We start from the raw sequence: 15,741 nt of genomic DNA on the forward strand, positions 1-15,741 counted from the left end.
TTGGTATTCCCAACTCACTCGGAGAGGCTCTCATGACGACCGTCGGCATCACCCCCCGCGCCTGCCCTATCGCCGCGGGGCTCGAGGTGCTCGGGGAGCGCTGGAGCCTGCTCGTGCTCCGCGAGCTCGCGTTCGGCGAGCACCGCTTCGACCGGATCCAGGCGTTCACCGGCGCCCCGCGCGACGTGCTCACGGCGCGGCTGCGCAGCCTCGAGGAGCACGGCGTCATCGAGCGCGTCCGCTACTCGGAGCGCCCGCCCCGCTCCGAGTACCACCTGACCGAGGCCGGCCGCGAGGCCGCGCCGATCCTCATCGCGCTCGCCGCCTGGGGCGAGCGCTGGGCGCGCGACCCGGAGGCGCGGCAGCCCTACGCGCACGACTGCGGAGCCCTCCTCGAGCCTCGACTGCACTGCGCGGTCTGCGGCGAGCCGATGGGCGCCGACTCGATCGAGCTGGCGGAGGCGCCGAACGTCAGCTGAGAGTGCTCGTCACGCACGATGGCGCGCGAGAGCCGCTCTCAGCTGACGGTGCGCGCGGCTCAGGCCGCGACCTCGAGCATCCGCGGGCGGAGCGCGGCGGTCAGCGGATCCGCCGCGCACGCCGCCAGCGCCGCCGCGAGCACGCCGGGCGCGGGCCGCTGATCCCGCACGTACACGTCCACTCCCGCCGGAGTGAACGGCGTGCGGGCGAAGCGCGTCAGCGCCCATCCCGCGTCGAGATCGGCCGCGACGAACGACCACCGGCTCCGCGCCAGCAGCGTCAACGGCTCGACCCCGCGCCAGCGGAAGCCGAGCGGATCCGCGGGGTCGGGGCTGTCGATGCCCACGACGTACCGCGGCCCGCGCCGCCCCCGCCAGCTCACGACGTCGCCGACCTCGCCGGTCGGCAGCGGCGCGTACGTGATCGCGACTCCGGCCCGCGCGCGCCACAGCGGCAGGCTCGAGCCGCGCACGAACCAGGTGCCCGTCGCGAGGGCGGCCCGGTCGATCACCGCAGGGCGTGCTTGATGTTGGTGCGGGCGAGCGCGACGGCCTCGCCGGCGCCGCCGTTCATCACGATCTTCGACATGGCCAGCGCGAAGCCCTTCACCTGGGCACCGGTGATGGTCGGCGGCAGCGAGAGCGCGAGCGGATCGGTCACAACATCGACGAGGACCGGCCCGTTCTCGGCGAGCGCCTCCCGCAGCGCACCCTCGACCTCCCGCGGGTCCTCGACGCGGATCCCGCGGATGCCGACCGCCTCCGCCACTTTCGCGTAGTCGACCATCGGCACGTCGACCGCGAAGTCGGGGAAGCCGTCGACCAGCATCTCGACCTTGACGAGCCCGAGCGTCGAGTTGTTGAAGACCACGATCGTGACCGGGAGCTTGTAAGCCGCCACCGTCACCAGCTCGCCCATCAGCATCGAGAGCCCGCCGTCTCCGCTCAGCGAGACGACCTGCCGACCCGGGTGCGAGAGCTGCGCGCCGACCGCCTGCGGCAGCGCGTTGGCCATCGAGCCGTGCAGGTACGAGCCGATCAGGCGTCGGCGGCCGTTCGGCGTGATGTAGCGGGCCTGCCAGACGTTGCCCATGCCGGTGTCGGCGGTGACGACCGCGTCGTCCGAGAGCAGCCCGTCGAGGGTGGAGGCGACCAGCTCGGGGTGGATCGGGCGGCGCTTCTCGACCTCGGTGTACTTCCCGACGACTCCGGTGACGAGCTTCTCGTGCTTCTTCAGCGTCTTGTCGAGGAAGCGGTGGTCCTTCCGCTTCACCAGCGGGGTGAGCGCGGTGAGGGTGGCGGCGACGTCTCCGTGCACGGGATGCGCGACGCTCACGCGCCGGCCGAGCTTCGAGGCGTCGGTGTCGACCTGCGCGACGACCACCTTCCCGTCGTCGGGAAGGAACTGCTCGTAGGGGAAGTCGGTGCCGAGCAGGATCAGCAGGTCGGCGTCGTGGATGCCGGCGTGCGCCGCTCCGTAGCCCAGCAGGCCCGTCATGCCGACGTCGTAGGGGTTGTCGTACTGGATCCACTCCTTGCCGCGCAGCGAGTGCCCGACCGGCGCTCCCACCAGCTCGGCGAACGCGACGACCTCGTCGTGCGCGTCGCGCACCCCGGCGCCGGCGAAGATCGCGACGGTCCTCGCCTCGTCGATCGCCGCGGCGAGCGCCCGCACGTCGGCGTCGTCCGGCACGAGCGTGGGAGGCGCGGGCAGCACGAACGCGGGGAACTCGCCCACGGCGTCCAGCTCGGCGATGTCGCCGGGGAGGGTCACCACGGCCACCCCCTTCAGGGCCACGGCGCTGCGCAGCGCGGCGTTGACCACCCGGGGGGCCTGCGCCGCGGTCGAGACCAGCTCGCGGTAGTTCGAGCACTCGACGAACAGGCGGTCGGGGTGCGTCTCCTGGAAGTAGGAGGAGCCGATCTCGTTGCTCGGGATGTGGCTGGCGATCGCCAGGACCGGGGCGCCCGAGCGGTGCGCGTCGTACAGGCCGTTGATCAGGTGCAGGTTGCCGGGCCCGCAGCTGCCCGCGCAGACCGCGAGCTTCCCGGTGAGCTGGGCCTCGGCGCCGGCGGCGAAGGCGGCCGCCTCCTCGTTGCGCACGTGGATCCAGTCGATGCCCCCCTTCGCCGACCCGCCGCTGCGGCGGACCGAGTCCACGATCGGGTTGAGCGAGTCTCCGACGATCCCGTAGATCCGGGACACACCGGCGTCGATGAGCTGGGCGATGAGCTGGTCCGCGACCGTCTTCTGAGCCATGCGTCTATTCGACTACCGTCGGCTGGGCGTCCGCCACTGCAGAGTGTCGCGAATCCGTCGCCGGAGGGAGCCCCGGACGGCCGGCTCGCCCTACCCTGGGGGTCGATCCGTCACCGCCACCCCGTCTGGAGCAGCTCATGAACCGCCGCCGTACCGCTCTCGTCCTCGCCGCCTCCGCAGCGCTCGCCCTCGGCCTCAGCGGCTGCTCCACTGTCAACAGCATGATGGGCGGCGAGACCCGCGACGACACCTCGGGCGAGATCGTCGAGGGCGGCACGACCGACGTCTTCCAGCTGCGGGTCGGCGACTGCCTGAACGACGAGCTGAGCGAGACGGCCACCGAGGTGACCGACGTGCCGACCGTGCCGTGCACCGAGCCGCACAGCTACGAGGTGTTCCAGAACGTGACGATGGCCGAGGCCGACGAGTACCCGGGCGAGACCGCGACGACGGACCAGGCCGAGACCGAGTGCAGCGCGGCGTTCGACGGCTTCGTCGGCCTCAGCTACGAGGAGTCGCAGTACGACTTCAGCTACTACTACCCGACCCAGGAGAGCTGGGACGGCGGCGACCGCACCATCAACTGCCTGATCACCGACCCGGCCGGCCCCAACTCGGGCAGCCTCGCGGGCGTCGCCGCCTGATCGTCCGCACAAGCAAGGCCAGACCGCTCGAATCTCGGAATTCTCGCGATATCAGCGGATCCAGCCTTACTTGTGCGGCGCCTCCAGCCGAGACGTCACCTCGGGGCGCGGGAAGAGGCGCAGCAGCAGGCCCGAGACGATCCAGATCGTCGCGATGCCGACGACCAGCCATCCGGCGGGGAGGCTCGACGCCGCGCCCGCGAGCACCGCGCCCACCGCGGCGGCCGCTGCCCGCAGGCCCGCGCCGATCGTGAAGACCTGCGAGCGCACGGCCGCCGGGCTCTCCTGATCGCGCAGAAGCAGCATGGCCGCGTTCGCGGGCGCGGTGAAGATCCCCGCGACGGCGAACGCGACGACCGTCACGACGATCCCGAGATCGGGAGCGGCGACCAGCAGGCTGGCTCCCGTCGCGGCGAATCCCGCGCCCATCACCCAGGCCGGGGGCCGGTGGGTCCACCTCCGGGCCGCGACCGCGATCGCGCCGAGGAGGCCGCCGACGGCGAAGGCGGTGAGGATCCACGCCGCTCCGTCCGTGCTGCCGAGCCGCTCGAGCGAGAGGCCGATCGCGGCGACCCCGGCGGCGCCTCCGCCGACCTGGCTCAGCGTGCCCGCGAGGGTGACGACCGCGATCGGGCGGTGGCGGACGAGATGGGTGACACCGGCCGCGATGGTGCGCCGGACGCCGACGGTCGGCATCGGCCGCGGCTCCATGACCAGCGCGAGCGAGCCGAGGACGCCGACGAGGGCGAGCACGGCCATGGCCAGCATGGCGACCCGCGCCGAGCCGACTCCGATCGCGAGCCCCGCGATCGCCGGCCCGCTGATCGAGGCGACGGTGTACGAGAGCGAGTCCTGCGCGTAGGCCCGCCGGGGGTCGGCGATGGCGCTGGTGACGAAGCTCGACATGCCGCCCATGTAGACCGGCGTCGCCAGCCCGGCCAGCAGGAGCAGCAGCGCGATCAGCGGAGTCGGCACGTCGCCGAGGAAGGCGGCCAGGGCGAACGCGGCGGCCGTCGTCACGGCGGCGCCGACCAGCAGGCGGCGCGGCTTGCGGATGCGGTCGAGCACCGTGCCGACGAGCGGCGCCGCGACGACGCTCGGGAACAGCGCGGCGCCGGTCAGCAGCGCGCCGAGCGCCACGTCGTCGAGGCGCTCGACGGCGAGGACGGGGAGGGCGACGACCATCCCCGAGCTGGCGAGACGCAGCGGGATCGACGCGGCCTGATAGGTGAACGCGCTCATGCGGCTCCGGAGGACATCACCCTCGATCGTGTCACGCCTGCGGGGAGCCGTCGTACCCGCCCGCCCGCTCGCCTGCGGCGTGCCTGCTGGTCGAGCCCGCAGGCGGCGTATCGAGCCGCGAAGCCGCGTCGAGTCTCAGTGATGCGGGAAGAGTCCGCGCCACCTCCTTCCCTGCTGGTCGAGCCCGCAGCCCCGCAGGGGCGCACCGAGACCCGCCAGCGTCGGCAGATCAGCCTCCTGACCAGATCTTCTGAAGGACGTGGATCTCGATACGCCCGCAGAGCGGGCTACTCGATCAGCGAGGACGGGACCATACGCAGGAAGTCACTTCTCCCAAGAGCACCGGGACGCCCGTGGTCGAATGGGGGCGACCCGAGGAGGCACCGTGCGTCAGCTGCCGCGCATCCGGCTCGACCCGAGCGTCCCCGCTCCCCCGTTCGCCGATGCCGCGGCGTCGGAGGCGTTCCACCGCGGCCTCGCGATCCACGTGGCCGAGCTGGGGCGCGCCTCCGGGGGCCCGCATCCCGAGACCCTCGCGGTCTGCGCCGCCGTCGGGGCCGGTGGCCGCGGAGCCCCGGGCGACCCGAGCGCGCAGGTGCTCGACATCGCGCTGCGGACCTTCTTCCCCGCCTCCTGGACCCCGGCCTCGCTCGTGCGCGCCGTCCGCGACGTGCTCCCCTCCCGAGGCCTGCACTGGACGACGGTGCGTCCCGACCGCCTCGCCTACGACGCCGATCCGCGCTGGGTCGCCGACCGCGCCGCGGACGGGAGCTGGAGCGCGCAGCTCGTCGAGCGCGGAGTCGCCCGGCCCGACGTCACCGCCGCGGACGACGACGAGATGGTCGTCGCGATCATGGCGCACGTGATCAGCTCGTTCCCGTACCCCTACGGCTGGGTCCGGAGCGAGGACGAGCTGCTGCGCCGACGGGGCGCCGCCGAGGAGGTCGTCCGCGCCTTCGCCCTCGAGCGCCGCCTCCCGTACCTCGCCGAGTGGACGTAGCGCTCACCGGATCCGTCGGGATCAGGATCGCTCCCCCGGCGACCGCTTCCGATTCCGGAGCGCGAGCTGCAGCGCCGCGAGCAGCAGCAGCACCGCGAAGAGGACTCCCGAGTACCGGGCGGGCAGCAGGAACGACAGCGCGACTCCGGCGAACGAGAACCCCGTCGCGAAGAGCCCCACGATGAGGCCGGCGCGCAGATCGAGCAGCCCGCGGCGCGCGTTCGCGATCGAGCCGGTGACAGCGGTCGGGATCATCGCGGCCAGCGACGTGCCCTTCGCCAGCAGGTCGGCGAGCCCGAACGCGCCGACCAGGACGGGCACGGCGATCGCCCCGCCGCCGATGCCGAAGAGACCCGAGGCGACGCCCATCAGGATCCCGAGGCCCGCGAATCCGGGCCACACCCCCCAGCCCTCCGCGACGTCCCCGGTCTCGTTCGAGCCGAAGACGGCCATCCGCACGGCTGCCGCGACGAGCAGGGCGACGAACAGCCAGCGGAGCACGCCGAGCGGCAGCCGCGCCAGCAGCCACGAGCCCAGGATCGCGCCGAGCATCGCCGCCGCGGCGATCACCGCGGCGGGGAGCCAGGCCACCTGGCCGGACAGCGCGTAGGCGAAGGCACCCGCGACCGAGGTGGGGGCGATGGCGAGCAGCGAGGTCGCGGAGGCGCGGCGCTGGTCCATCCCGGCCCAGGCGATGAGCATGGGCACCATCACGATGCCGCCGCCGACGCCGAAGAGCCCCGAGAGCACCCCGCCGATCGTGCCGATGACGGCGAGGAGGAGCAGGGTCCTCGGTCGCACGCGGGAGGCGGGGGGCTCGGTCGTCGCGTCGTCCGTCACTCGACCATCGCACCACAGCAGGACTGCGGGCGGCGAATCACCGCGGGGCAGCCGCCCGCCGGTCCAGCGGGTGCGTAGCCTTCATCGAGCGAGGCGGGTGTCTGCGGGGGCGGGCGGACGCGGATCCCGATCCGGAACCGCTCGCGCAGAGGGGGGACGGATGACGAGCGTGCTGGGAGCGGCGCGGTGGCCGTCGGCCCTCGCGATCAGGGCCGTGTTCGAGCGCGAGGCCCGGCGCACGGCCGCGGGCATGCGCCGGCGCGCACCGGAGGGCGTCTCGCGCGTCGCCGAGGTGATCCCCGGCCGCCCGGGGGCACCCGCGACGACGGCCGACGTCTTCCGCTCGGCAGGCGCCGGCGCCCGGCCCACCGTCGTCTGGATCCACGGCGGAGCCTGGATCTCGGGGCACCGGCGCGACGTCGACCCCTACCTCCGCCTGCTCGCCGACGCCGGCTACACGACCGTCGGCCTCGACTACGGCCGCGGGCCCGAGTCGATCTACCCGACGGCGCCCCGCCAGCTCCTCGCCGCCCTCGAGCACCTGCGGCGCCACGCCGGCCGCCTCGGCATCGCCCGCGATCGGATCGTGCTGGCCGGGGACTCCGCCGGCGCGCAGCTCGCGAGCCAGCTGGCCACCGCCGTCACCAACCCCTCCTACGCGCGCGACGCCGGCCTCACGACGTCGCTGCCGGTCGACGCCGTGCGCGCGGTGGTGCTGCACTGCGGCGTGTTCGATCTGAGCTCGATGGCGAAGGTCACCGGAGTCGCGGGCTGGGGCTTCCGCTCCGCGCTCTGGGCCTACACCGGGCACCGCAACTGGTCGGAGTCGACCGCCGGCGCGCAGATGTCGACGATCGACCACGTGACTCCGCGGTTCCCTCCGGTGTTCATCAGCGGAGGCAACGCCGACGCCCTCACGGCGCGCCAGTCGCGCCCGTTCGCGGCGCACCTGCGCTCGCTCGGCGTCCCCGTGACCGAGCTGTTCTGGGGCGCCGGCCACGAGGCGCAGCTCGGCCACGAGTACCAGTTCGACCTCGACCTCGCCGACGCGCGGACGGCCCTGGAACGGACCCTCGCCTTCCTCGAGCGCGTCACGGCCCGCTGATCGCACGTCGCTCCTGCGAGGACTCGAAGAGTCGGCGGCACCGTCTGGCAGTTCCCTGGACGCTCCGGATCCGACCGTGACGATCGAGCCCCGCCGAGCGTCCTATCCGCAGAAGCGCCCGATCACCGTGACCGGGCAGTGAGCGAAAGAGGAGATCATGGCCGAGAGCATCACCACCCCCGCGACCGGAGCCGGACGCACCGTCATCGACGACGGCGTCATCGCGAAGGTCGCCGGCATCGCCGCGCGCGAGGTCCGCGGCGTGCACGCTCTCGGCGGTGGCGCCGCCCGCGCCATCGGCGCCCTCCGCAGCGCGATCGGCAACGACGACCGCGGCCAGGGCGTCAAGGTCGAGGTCGGCGAGCGCCAGGTCGCGGCCGACGTGACGATCGTCGCCGAGTACCCCACCCCGCTCCAGGACGTCGCCGAGGGTGTCCGCTCGGCCGTCGCCGACGCGATCCAGCAGATCATCGGCATGGAGGTCGCCGAGATCAACGTGACCGTCCAGGACGTGCACATCCCCGAGGACGACGCTCCCGAGGCCGAGCCCCGCGTCGCCTGACCCCCAGAAGTAGTCCGTTCGAGCGGCGCCCCGCGGGTGAAGACCCGCAGGGCGCCTCTCGTGCGTCACCCTGAGAGCGCGCGATCCCCGGACCCCGGATCCGTTCTCGTCCGAACACGATCCCGATCCCGATCCCGAACAGGAGGTGCGCCGTGGACCGTTCCAGCACCCGGCCCCTTGACGTGGACGACACCGTCGCCCTCATCGCCGTCCTCGCCACCCTGGAGGCACTGGTCTCCGCCCACCGCCTCGAGGACAGCGACGTCGCCGTCCTCCGCCACAGCCTCGCCCTCGGCGGCGCCGTGCTCCCCGGCGCCGACACCGACGAGATCGTCGCGTCACTGGGCGCGCTGAACGGGCGTCTCCGTGACTCGATCGCCTGAGCTGACCGGCACCCGTCGGCTAGTCTGGGCGCGGCCGGTGCCGGAGGAGCGTCCGCGCGCTCACCGCGCGGGCGCGTGAACCCGGAGGAGCAGTGATGAGCGGAGACCACTTCGTCCTCTCGACCGCCACTCCGTGGGACGACCGCACCGAGATCATCGGCGTGTACGCCTCCGAGGCCTGGGCCAGGGAGGCGGCGACGACGTGGCTCCGGGCACCCGACCGCGAGGCCTTCCCGCGCTGCGTGATCGAGAGCTGGAACGGACCGAACCTGCTCGAGCGCTCCGTCATCGAGGGGATCGACGCGGAGGACGCGGACGCACGGGTCGACTGACCCGGTCGCTCAGTCCCGCCAGTGCGCGGGCCGCGCGAAGTCGCGGGGCAGCACCGTCGCCGCATCACCGCGGGTGCTCGAGAGCTGCGACTGCGTGAGGTAGATCGCCTCCGACAGATCGGCGCCCGAGACGTCGGCGTCGCGGAGGTCGGCTCCGAGGACGTCGCAGGCGCGCAGGTCGGCGCCGCGCAGGTCCGCGGCGATCAGCAGCGCCCCGCGCAGGTCGGCTCCCCGCAGGTCGGCGCCGGCCAGCGCCGCGGCGACGAGATCGGCGCCCGGACCCAGGCGCTTCCTCCGCGCTCGAGACGCGCCGCGACCCGCCCTCGCCGCCGCGCTCGCCTCGATCAGCGCCGGACGGGCCGCCGCGTACTCCGCATCGACGTCGAGCGCCAGCACGACCGCCGGCTCCTGCAGCGTGAGCGCATGGACGGCGTCGAACCGCGCCCGGACCCTCTCGCGGAGCTCGGTCGAGACGCCGGGCAGGGCCAGAGCGACGTCGAGGTACCAGAGCAGCTCGTGCAGCCTCCGCATCAGCGGGAAGACCGCGAACATCGCCGCGCGCACCTCGTCGTCGCCGCGCCACGACACTCCGCCGAACGTCTGCATCGAACCCTTCTGGCCCGCGCCGAAGCAGTCGAAGACCGTGCAGCCCACGAAGCCCTCGGGGCGGAGCCGGCGGTGGATCGAGCAGGAGTCGTCGGCGGCGAGGTTCGCGCACGGGTCGCCGGCGGGCTTGTCGACGGGGAAGTCGGCCGAGCGCGCGAAGGCGAGCGCGACGCAGCACAGGGCGAAGCAGTTCGCGCAGTCGGCGCCGAGGTCTTCTCGGCGGCCGAGCTCGACCCGGGTGCGTGACGACATCGCCCTCGAGACTACGCGGGCGACGGAGACGGGCGGGTCAGTGCGCGAGCGCCAGCACGCCGACCACGAGCGCGCCGAGGCCGACCAGGCCGACGAGCGAGACGATGCTCTGCCGCACGCTCAACCCGGCACGGGCGACCGCGATCAGGGCGATGCCCGCCAGGGTGAGGACGTAGACGCCCACGCCGATCCAGAGGGCGGTCCGCGCGTCGAGCCAGCCGAGCGCGGCGGCCGCCAGCGCGAGGACGGGCACGGAGGCGGAGGCGAGCGCGCCGCCCGCGATCCGCAGCATCGTGCGCGTCTCGGCTCGTGACGGAGTCGCGGCGTGGGTGACCTGGTGCGAGATCACCTCGGCGACGAAGCCGGCCGCAGAGATGCCGACGATCGACACGACGAGGCTGCGGAGCGCGTGCCCGGCGTCGGGCTCGTCGCCGACCGCGTAGATCATCACGACCGCGAGTCCGGTGAAGGCCGCGTAGACCCGCTCCTTGAGCGCCCGCGCCGTCTCGTCGAGGGGGCGGCGGGTGTAGGCGAGCCAGCGGCCGGCGGGCCCGGGCCGAGCGCCCACCTCAGTAGGAGGCGGCGTCGACGCGCGACGCGGAGGAGTCGCCCGCCAGACGCGCGGCGAGGTCGCCGAGGATCGTGGCCGACCCGCTCGTGCCGAAGCGGGTCACGCCGAGCGCGCGGTAGGCGAGGAGCGTGTCGAGGTCGCGGACGCCTCCGGACGCCTTCACCTGGACGGCGTCGGACACCGCGCCGCGCATCAGGCGCAGGTCGTGCTCGTTCGCGCCGCCGCCGCCGAAGCCGGTCGCGGTCTTGACGAAGTCGGCGCCCGCGCGCTCGGACGCCTCGCTGCCCGCGACGATCTGCTCGTCGTCGAGGTAGCTGGTCTCGAGGATCACCTTGACGACGTGTCCGTCGGCGGCGTCGACCACGGCGCGGATGTCGTCCTCGACGTCCTGCAGCAGACCGCTCCGCAGCCGGCCGATGTTGACGACCATGTCGAGCTCGGAGGCGCCGTCGGCGAGGGCCTGGCGCGACTCCGCCGCCTTGGCCGCCGTCGAGGTCGTGCCGTGCGGGAATCCGATGACGGTGCCGACGAGCACTCCGGAGCCCTCGAGCCGCTCGACCGCGTGGGCGATGTCGGAGGGGCGGACGCAGACACTGAAGACGCCCGACGCGCGCGCCTCGTCGAGCTGCGCGTCGACCTCGGCGCGGGTCAGCTCGGGCTTCAGGATCGCGTGGTCGATGAGCGCCGCGATCTCGGCGACGGTCGGAAGGCTGCTTGTCATGCCCCCATTTTACGCGGCGCCCGGGCTCGGGAGCCGCCCGCCCGCCCGCCCGCTGGTCGAGCAGGCCCGCAGGGCCGTGGGGAGAGACCTGCAGACCTGCTCTGCGGGCGGATGTGGATCTCGATACGCCCGCTCCGCGGGCTACTCGATCAGCATGCGGGGGGCGCCGCGGATTGCTGACGGCGTCTCGTGCGCCGCCGCCCTCCCCCGCTGGTCGAGTAGGCCCGCCGGGCCGTATCGAGACCCACCACCACCAGAGGGAGAGACCCGCAGACCTCCGCTGCGGGCGGACGTGGATCTCGATACGCCCGCTCCGCGGGCTACTCGATCAGCATGCGGTGGGGGAGCACTCTGCGAGGGCGGCGTGCTCGACACGACAACCACAACGTCGACCGCAAGAGGGAACCCCGAGCGCATCGCGAAACCGCGTGCCAAGCGATTTCGCGGAGCGAACGCAACACGCTCTGCGGAACCCGGCCACCTCGAGAAGCCGACTGCGGCGAGGGGCGGCAGGGACGCCCCTCGCCCGTGAACGCCGAAGGCCCCGCGATCGCTAGATCGCGGGGCCTTCGGCGTTCACGCAGCTAGCACGCTGGTAGAAACCGGCGCGCTGCGCCGGTTTCTACCAGCTCGACTTGGTGATGCCGGGCAGTTCGCCGCGGTGGGCCATGTCGCGGAAGCGGACACGCGAGATGCCGAACTTCGAGAGGTTGCCGCGGGGGCGGCCGTCGACGGCGTCGCGCGAGCGGACGCGGACGGGCGACGCGTTGCGGGGGAGCTTCTGGAGGCCGACGCGGGCCTCCTCGCGGCTCTCGTCGGTCCCGGCCGGGTCGACGAGGGCCTTCTTCAGCTCGAGGCGCTTGGCCGCGTAGCGGTCGACGACGATCTTTCGCTGCTCATTGCGGGCGATCTTGCTCTTCTTGGCCATACTTAGCGCTCCTCGCGGAAGTCGACGTGCTTGCGTACTACGGGGTCGTACTTCTTGAGCACGAGACGGTCGGGGTCGTTGCGGCGGTTCTTCTTGGTCACGTAGGTGTAACCGGTGCCTGCCGTCGAACGGAGCTTGATGATCGGACGGACGTCCTGCTGCTTGGCCATTAGATCTTCACCCCGCGAGCGAGAACATCCTTGACGACGGACTCGATGCCACGGGCGTCGATGACCTTGATGCCCTTGGCCGACAGCGTCAGGGTGACGTTACGGCGGAGCGAGGGGACGTAGTACGTCTTCTTCTGCACGTTCGGGTCGAAGCGGCGCTTGGTGCGCCGGTGCGAGTGCGAGATGGCGTGTCCGAAGCCGGGAACGGCTCCGGTCACCTGGCAGACTGCTGCCATGGTTTCCTCCATGTGTGGTTACCGTGGGCCACGCGCGGCACGAGGCCTCGCCCGACCCACCCAAGGTCACTTGTCGGCGCACCGCCCGCCCGCGACGGGAATCCCGTCGAGAAGGCAGCACGCAAGCGCGTGCAGATGCACGCAACCTCAGTAGCTTAGGCGACGGCCGATGCCGCCGCAAGGAGCGCCGCGTTGCACGGTGCGCCTGCGCCCCGCTACGGTCGCCGGGGATGCGCCCGGGGGGTTCGGGCGCCGCAAGGGGGGACGCTGTGGAGCGGATGAGGCGGCGCGCGCTGCTGCTGGGGATCGCGTCCGCCGCGGTGGCACTGACCGGATGCACGTCGGAGCCCGTGACGGAGACGGCCGCGACGCCTCCGGCACCCACTCCGACCGCGACCCCGACGCCCCCTCCCCCGCCGCGCCCGACACCGTCGATCACCGCCGCCGCCGCGCCGGTGCGCGCCCGCGTCCCCCTGCCCGAGGGCACCATCACCGAGCTGCCCGGCGACGGGAACCTGCTCGCGTGGACCGTCGACGACGGCTCCGACACCGAGGTCGTGGCCGCCTACGCGCAGTTCGCGAGGGACACCGGGACGCGGCTGACGTTCTTCCTCAACGGGCAGTACGACTCCTGGACGACCTGCGCGCCCGCGGTAGCGCCGCTGGTCGAGTCGGGTCAGGTGCAGCTCGCGAACCACACCTGGTCGCACGCCGACCTCACGACGCTGTCGGCCGACGGGATCCAGGAGGAGCTCGGCCGGAACGGCGAGTTCATCCGCGCGACCTACGGGGTCGAGGCCGCACCCTTCTACCGTCCGCCGTTCGGCTACACCGACCAGGCCAGCCGCGCCGCCGCCGCCGGCATCGGCTACACGGCGACGACGCTCTGGTACGGGTCGCTGTCGGACTCGGGACGGATCACCCCGGAGCAGGTGCTCGACTTCGCCGACCAGTGGTTCCTGCCGCAGCACATCGTGATCGGGCACGCGAACTTCGATCCCGTCACGCAGGTCTACGCGCAGCTGGTCGACATCCTCCGCGCGCGATCGCTCGAGACCGTCACCCTCCGCGACGTCTTCGCCGTCTGACCCGCTCCGCGAGACGCCGCTCCGGCACGCCTGTCGCGGCGCGCCCTCCGCCCGGGCAGAGCCTCGCGGGGGCGGTCAGCGGAGGGTCGCGCGGGCGGAGGCGGTGATCGCGGCCGCGACGCGCTCGAGGCTCGGGGTGCGCAGCGCCCACTGCTGCCAGTAGAGGGGGACGTCGACGGGGGCGCCGCCGAGCGCGACCAGTCCTGGCGCGCCGACGGGGGCCTGCAGCTCGGGCAGCATCCCCCAGCCCAGGCCGAGCCGGACGGCCGCCTCGAAGTCGGTGGAGCCCGGCACGCGGTGCTGCGGCGGCCGCGCCTCGACCCCGTTCGCCTGCAGGAACCGCTCCTGCAGGCGGTCCTTCTCGTCGAAGACGACGGCCGGCGCGAGGTCGAGGGCCGCGAGGTCTCCGGAGGGGAACCAGCGCTGGGCGAACGCCGGCGCGGCCATCGCGCGGTACCGCATCACCCCGAGCGGCGTGACGGTGCAGCCGAGGACCGCCTCCGCCTCCGCGGTGACCGCGGCGAGCACGGTGCCGTCGCGGAGGAAGCCCGCGGTGTGCTCCTGGTCCTCGCGGTGCAGCTCGAAGACGACGTCGGGCACGCCCGCGAGCGCCGGCAGCACCCAGGTCGCGAGGGAGTCGGCGTTCACCGCGAGCGGGACGGGGACCGGACCCGCGGCGTGCGCCCCGCCATCGAGGGCTCGCACCGCGTCCTCGGCGAGGAGCTCGATCTGGCGCGCGAGGCGGAGCAGCCCGGCACCCGCCTCCGTCGCCACGACCGGCCGCGACCGCACGAGCAGCACCCGGCCGGCCGCCGACTCGAGCGCCTTGATCCGCTGGCTGAGCGCCGAGGGCGTGATGTGCAGCGCCCGGGCGGCCGCGTCGAAGGAGCCGTGCCGGACGGCGGCGGCCAGTGCGCGCAGGCGTGAGAGGTCGAGATCGTCGGTGAGCATCAGTTCTGCTTACGCTACTGAAGGAGCATGAGCTGGTCTACAGACGGGGACGCCCGTACCGTCGAGCCGTGTCCTCCCTCCTCGCCGCCGTGTCCGGCCTCGGCTTCGGCCTCTCGCTCATCATCGCCATCGGCGCGCAGAACGCCTTCGTGCTGCGGCAGGGCCTGCGGCGGGAGCACGTGCTCGCCGTCGTCGCGATCTGCGCCCTCGCCGACGCGACGCTGATCATCGTCGGCATCGCGGGGATCGGAGCGGTGCTCGAGTCGGCGCCCTGGCTCCTCGTGGTCATCCGCTGGGGCGGGATCCTCTTCCTCCTGGCCTACGCGTTCCTCGCGGCGAAGCGGGCGCTTCGGCCGGGCGTCCTCGAGGGCGATCCGGCGGGCGCCTCCACGTCGCTCCGCACCGCGATCGGGACCTGCCTGGCGCTGACGCTGCTCAACCCGCACGTGTACCTCGACACCGTGGTGCTGCTCGGCTCGGTCGCGAACACGCACGGCGACGAGCGCTGGTGGTTCGGAGCCGGTGCGGCGCTCGGCAGCGTGCTCTGGTTCACGGCGCTGGGCGTCGGGGCGCGGGCGCTGCGCCCGCTGTTCCGGAGTCGCGGGGCCTGGCGGGTGCTCGACGCGGGGGTCGCCGTGGTCATGGTGGTGCTGGCGGTGTCGCTCGCGCTGAGCTGAGCACAGGAGGGCTGCACGAGGCCCGGGCGCGCGGTCGCCGGGCTCGTGAGCGGGGCTCAGGCGCGCAGCGACCGGCCCGTGAGGATCCAGACGAGGCCGACCGCGACCAGCGAGAGCGACTCGGCGACCGAGACGATCGCGAACAGCGCGAAGAGCACCTCCTGCGACGGGACCGCGACGACGAGTCCGGGGATCGACGTGAGGACGCCGCCGAGCACGTGCACGACGAGCGCCACGATCGCGACGACGACCGCGCGACGCGGGACGGAGTGGGAGGCGGCGAGCGCCGCGAGAGCGAGGGCCGCCGCGACGACGGACAGCGCGAGGATCACGCCGGAGAGCCCCGACGAGCCGACCATGAGGCCGAGGGAGCCGCTCACCCGAGTGAGCAGTCGGACGACCGGTCCGAGCACCAGCAGCACGGCGAACGCGACCAGGGCCGCTCGCCCGCGACGGCCGACCAGGCCGCCCTCGGCGTCGGCGCCCCGGGCGAGGACGACCGCGGCCGAGCCGAGGAGTCCTGCGAGCAGGATCGGAGCGACCCGGCCGGCGCCGACGAGGCCCAGCGGCAGGAAGGAGAGCACGATCTCGAGGAGCCCTCTGACTCCCACGAGGACTCCGGCGAGGCGCAGCGTCGCTCCGCGCGAACGGACGGATGGTCTGGGTGCAGTCATGCGAGCCCTCCCCCGGGGTC

21 protein-coding genes are annotated in these 15,741 nt (G+C 73.3%); 9 read left to right on the forward strand and 12 right to left on the reverse strand.

Annotation, left to right across the window (positions count from 1 at the left end):
• The first annotated feature begins 32 nt into the window (after positions 1-32).
• The gene (locus GRS96_RS18320; protein WP_159852972.1) at positions 33-479 is read left to right on the forward strand and encodes a winged helix-turn-helix transcriptional regulator; all 447 of its coding nucleotides are present in this window, start codon (positions 33-35) and stop codon (positions 477-479) included.
• Between the two features lie 59 nt (positions 480-538).
• On the opposite strand, the gene GRS96_RS18325 is transcribed toward GRS96_RS18320, so the two are convergent.
• A complete protein-coding gene (locus GRS96_RS18325) occupies positions 539-991 on the reverse strand; it encodes a hypothetical protein (RefSeq protein WP_159989144.1) in 453 nt (150 codons plus the stop codon).
• Positions 988-2,739 carry a pyruvate dehydrogenase gene (locus tag GRS96_RS18330; protein ID WP_159989145.1) on the reverse strand — a complete coding sequence of 584 codons (1,752 nt, stop codon included), beginning with the start codon at positions 2,737-2,739 and terminating at the stop codon, positions 988-990. Before GRS96_RS18330 ends, GRS96_RS18325 begins: the two co-directional genes overlap by 4 nt.
• Before the next feature lie 137 nt (positions 2,740-2,876).
• On the opposite strand from GRS96_RS18330, the gene GRS96_RS18335 reads away from it, so the two are divergent.
• On the forward strand, positions 2,877-3,383 hold the full coding sequence (locus GRS96_RS18335) for a septum formation family protein (protein ID WP_159852975.1): 507 nt from the start codon (positions 2,877-2,879) through the stop codon (positions 3,381-3,383).
• A gap of 66 nt (positions 3,384-3,449) precedes the next feature.
• Here GRS96_RS18335 and GRS96_RS18340 read toward each other — a convergent pair whose 3' ends face one another.
• A complete protein-coding gene (locus GRS96_RS18340; RefSeq protein WP_159989146.1) occupies positions 3,450-4,625 on the reverse strand; it encodes an MFS transporter in 1,176 nt (391 codons plus the stop codon).
• A gap of 385 nt (positions 4,626-5,010) precedes the next feature.
• Between GRS96_RS18340 and GRS96_RS18345 the strand changes: the two genes are divergently transcribed.
• Entirely contained in the window at positions 5,011-5,625 is a 615-nt protein-coding gene (locus GRS96_RS18345) for a hypothetical protein (RefSeq protein ID WP_159852977.1), read from the forward strand.
• A 21-nt stretch (positions 5,626-5,646) separates the two neighbouring features.
• On the opposite strand, the gene GRS96_RS18350 is transcribed toward GRS96_RS18345, so the two are convergent.
• On the reverse strand, positions 5,647-6,465 hold the full coding sequence (locus tag GRS96_RS18350; RefSeq protein ID WP_159852979.1) for a sulfite exporter TauE/SafE family protein: 819 nt from the start codon (positions 6,463-6,465) through the stop codon (positions 5,647-5,649).
• Positions 6,466-6,625: 160 nt separating this feature from the next.
• On the opposite strand from GRS96_RS18350, the gene GRS96_RS18355 reads away from it, so the two are divergent.
• The 4 genes from GRS96_RS18355 (at position 6,626) to GRS96_RS18370 (ending at position 8,847) form a co-directional block, all read left to right on the forward strand.
• Positions 6,626-7,570 carry an alpha/beta hydrolase gene (locus GRS96_RS18355; RefSeq protein WP_159852981.1) on the forward strand — a complete coding sequence of 315 codons (945 nt, stop codon included), beginning with the start codon at positions 6,626-6,628 and terminating at the stop codon, positions 7,568-7,570.
• A 157-nt stretch (positions 7,571-7,727) separates the two neighbouring features.
• Positions 7,728-8,132 carry an Asp23/Gls24 family envelope stress response protein gene (locus GRS96_RS18360; protein ID WP_159852983.1) on the forward strand — a complete coding sequence of 135 codons (405 nt, stop codon included), beginning with the start codon at positions 7,728-7,730 and terminating at the stop codon, positions 8,130-8,132.
• A 152-nt stretch (positions 8,133-8,284) separates the two neighbouring features.
• On the forward strand, positions 8,285-8,515 hold the full coding sequence (locus GRS96_RS18365) for a hypothetical protein (RefSeq protein WP_159852985.1): 231 nt from the start codon (positions 8,285-8,287) through the stop codon (positions 8,513-8,515).
• Positions 8,516-8,610: 95 nt separating this feature from the next.
• Complete coding sequence (locus GRS96_RS18370) at positions 8,611-8,847, forward strand: hypothetical protein (RefSeq protein WP_159852987.1); 237 nt, start codon at positions 8,611-8,613, stop codon at positions 8,845-8,847.
• 9 nt (positions 8,848-8,856) lie between these two features.
• Here GRS96_RS18370 and GRS96_RS18375 read toward each other — a convergent pair whose 3' ends face one another.
• From GRS96_RS18375 to rpmB, 6 genes are all read right to left on the reverse strand, one after another.
• The gene (locus tag GRS96_RS18375; RefSeq protein WP_159989147.1) at positions 8,857-9,705 is read right to left on the reverse strand and encodes a pentapeptide repeat-containing protein; all 849 of its coding nucleotides are present in this window, start codon (positions 9,703-9,705) and stop codon (positions 8,857-8,859) included.
• A gap of 37 nt (positions 9,706-9,742) precedes the next feature.
• A complete protein-coding gene (locus GRS96_RS18380; protein WP_159989148.1) occupies positions 9,743-10,273 on the reverse strand; it encodes a hypothetical protein in 531 nt (176 codons plus the stop codon).
• 1 nt (position 10,274) lies between these two features.
• Positions 10,275-10,997, reverse strand: a complete 723-nt coding sequence (gene deoC, locus GRS96_RS18385) for a deoxyribose-phosphate aldolase (protein WP_159852993.1) — start codon at positions 10,995-10,997, stop codon at positions 10,275-10,277.
• Between the two features lie 622 nt (positions 10,998-11,619).
• On the reverse strand, positions 11,620-11,925 hold the full coding sequence (rpsN, locus tag GRS96_RS18390) for a 30S ribosomal protein S14 (RefSeq protein WP_056038146.1): 306 nt from the start codon (positions 11,923-11,925) through the stop codon (positions 11,620-11,622).
• Between the two features lie 2 nt (positions 11,926-11,927).
• A complete protein-coding gene (gene rpmG / locus GRS96_RS18395) occupies positions 11,928-12,095 on the reverse strand; it encodes a 50S ribosomal protein L33 (protein ID WP_027692168.1) in 168 nt (55 codons plus the stop codon).
• The gene (rpmB, locus tag GRS96_RS18400; protein ID WP_056038148.1) at positions 12,095-12,331 is read right to left on the reverse strand and encodes a 50S ribosomal protein L28; all 237 of its coding nucleotides are present in this window, start codon (positions 12,329-12,331) and stop codon (positions 12,095-12,097) included. The genes rpmG and rpmB overlap by 1 nt, the downstream gene beginning before the upstream one ends.
• A gap of 278 nt (positions 12,332-12,609) precedes the next feature.
• On the opposite strand from rpmB, the gene GRS96_RS18405 reads away from it, so the two are divergent.
• Positions 12,610-13,419: a polysaccharide deacetylase family protein gene (locus GRS96_RS18405; RefSeq protein WP_159852995.1), complete on the forward strand. Its 810-nt coding sequence runs from the start codon at positions 12,610-12,612 to the stop codon at positions 13,417-13,419.
• Positions 13,420-13,494: 75 nt separating this feature from the next.
• On the opposite strand, the gene GRS96_RS18410 is transcribed toward GRS96_RS18405, so the two are convergent.
• Positions 13,495-14,370, reverse strand: a complete 876-nt coding sequence (locus tag GRS96_RS18410; RefSeq protein WP_159989149.1) for an ArgP/LysG family DNA-binding transcriptional regulator — start codon at positions 14,368-14,370, stop codon at positions 13,495-13,497.
• 68 nt (positions 14,371-14,438) lie between these two features.
• Here GRS96_RS18410 and GRS96_RS18415 point away from each other — a divergent pair, with 68 nt between their 5' ends.
• Positions 14,439-15,047 carry a LysE/ArgO family amino acid transporter gene (locus GRS96_RS18415; protein WP_159852999.1) on the forward strand — a complete coding sequence of 203 codons (609 nt, stop codon included), beginning with the start codon at positions 14,439-14,441 and terminating at the stop codon, positions 15,045-15,047.
• A 56-nt stretch (positions 15,048-15,103) separates the two neighbouring features.
• On the opposite strand, the gene GRS96_RS18420 is transcribed toward GRS96_RS18415, so the two are convergent.
• The gene (locus GRS96_RS18420; protein WP_159989150.1) at positions 15,104-15,721 is read right to left on the reverse strand and encodes a hypothetical protein; all 618 of its coding nucleotides are present in this window, start codon (positions 15,719-15,721) and stop codon (positions 15,104-15,106) included.
• Between the last annotated feature and the right edge of the window lie 20 nt (positions 15,722-15,741).

This window comes from Rathayibacter sp. VKM Ac-2803 (assembly GCF_009807175.1).
GTDB lineage: Bacteria > Actinomycetota > Actinomycetes > Actinomycetales > Microbacteriaceae > Rathayibacter.

Excerpts from the sequence above, each read along its gene's own strand:
- GRS96_RS18375 (WP_159989147.1), bottom strand. The coding sequence starts at position 9,705 with ATGTCGTCACGCACCCGGGTCGAGCTCGGCCGCCGAGAAGACCTCGGC.
- GRS96_RS18355 (WP_159852981.1), top strand. The coding sequence starts at position 6,626 with ATGACGAGCGTGCTGGGAGCGGCGCGGTGGCCGTCGGCCCTCGCGATC.
- GRS96_RS18335 (WP_159852975.1), top strand. The coding sequence starts at position 2,877 with ATGAACCGCCGCCGTACCGCTCTCGTCCTCGCCGCCTCCGCAGCGCTC.
- GRS96_RS18360 (WP_159852983.1), top strand. The coding sequence starts at position 7,728 with ATGGCCGAGAGCATCACCACCCCCGCGACCGGAGCCGGACGCACCGTC.
- GRS96_RS18405 (WP_159852995.1), top strand. The coding sequence starts at position 12,610 with ATGAGGCGGCGCGCGCTGCTGCTGGGGATCGCGTCCGCCGCGGTGGCA.
- GRS96_RS18340 (WP_159989146.1), bottom strand. The coding sequence starts at position 4,625 with ATGAGCGCGTTCACCTATCAGGCCGCGTCGATCCCGCTGCGTCTCGCC.
- GRS96_RS18410 (WP_159989149.1), bottom strand. The coding sequence starts at position 14,370 with ATGCTCACCGACGATCTCGACCTCTCACGCCTGCGCGCACTGGCCGCC.
- GRS96_RS18370 (WP_159852987.1), top strand. The coding sequence starts at position 8,611 with ATGAGCGGAGACCACTTCGTCCTCTCGACCGCCACTCCGTGGGACGAC.
- GRS96_RS18420 (WP_159989150.1), bottom strand. The coding sequence starts at position 15,721 with ATGACTGCACCCAGACCATCCGTCCGTTCGCGCGGAGCGACGCTGCGC.
- GRS96_RS18320 (WP_159852972.1), top strand. The coding sequence starts at position 33 with ATGACGACCGTCGGCATCACCCCCCGCGCCTGCCCTATCGCCGCGGGG.
- deoC (WP_159852993.1), bottom strand. The coding sequence starts at position 10,997 with ATGACAAGCAGCCTTCCGACCGTCGCCGAGATCGCGGCGCTCATCGAC.
- GRS96_RS18330 (WP_159989145.1), bottom strand. The coding sequence starts at position 2,739 with ATGGCTCAGAAGACGGTCGCGGACCAGCTCATCGCCCAGCTCATCGAC.
- rpmB (WP_056038148.1), bottom strand. The coding sequence starts at position 12,331 with ATGGCAGCAGTCTGCCAGGTGACCGGAGCCGTTCCCGGCTTCGGACAC.
- rpsN (WP_056038146.1), bottom strand. The coding sequence starts at position 11,925 with ATGGCCAAGAAGAGCAAGATCGCCCGCAATGAGCAGCGAAAGATCGTC.
- rpmG (WP_027692168.1), bottom strand. The coding sequence starts at position 12,095 with ATGGCCAAGCAGCAGGACGTCCGTCCGATCATCAAGCTCCGTTCGACG.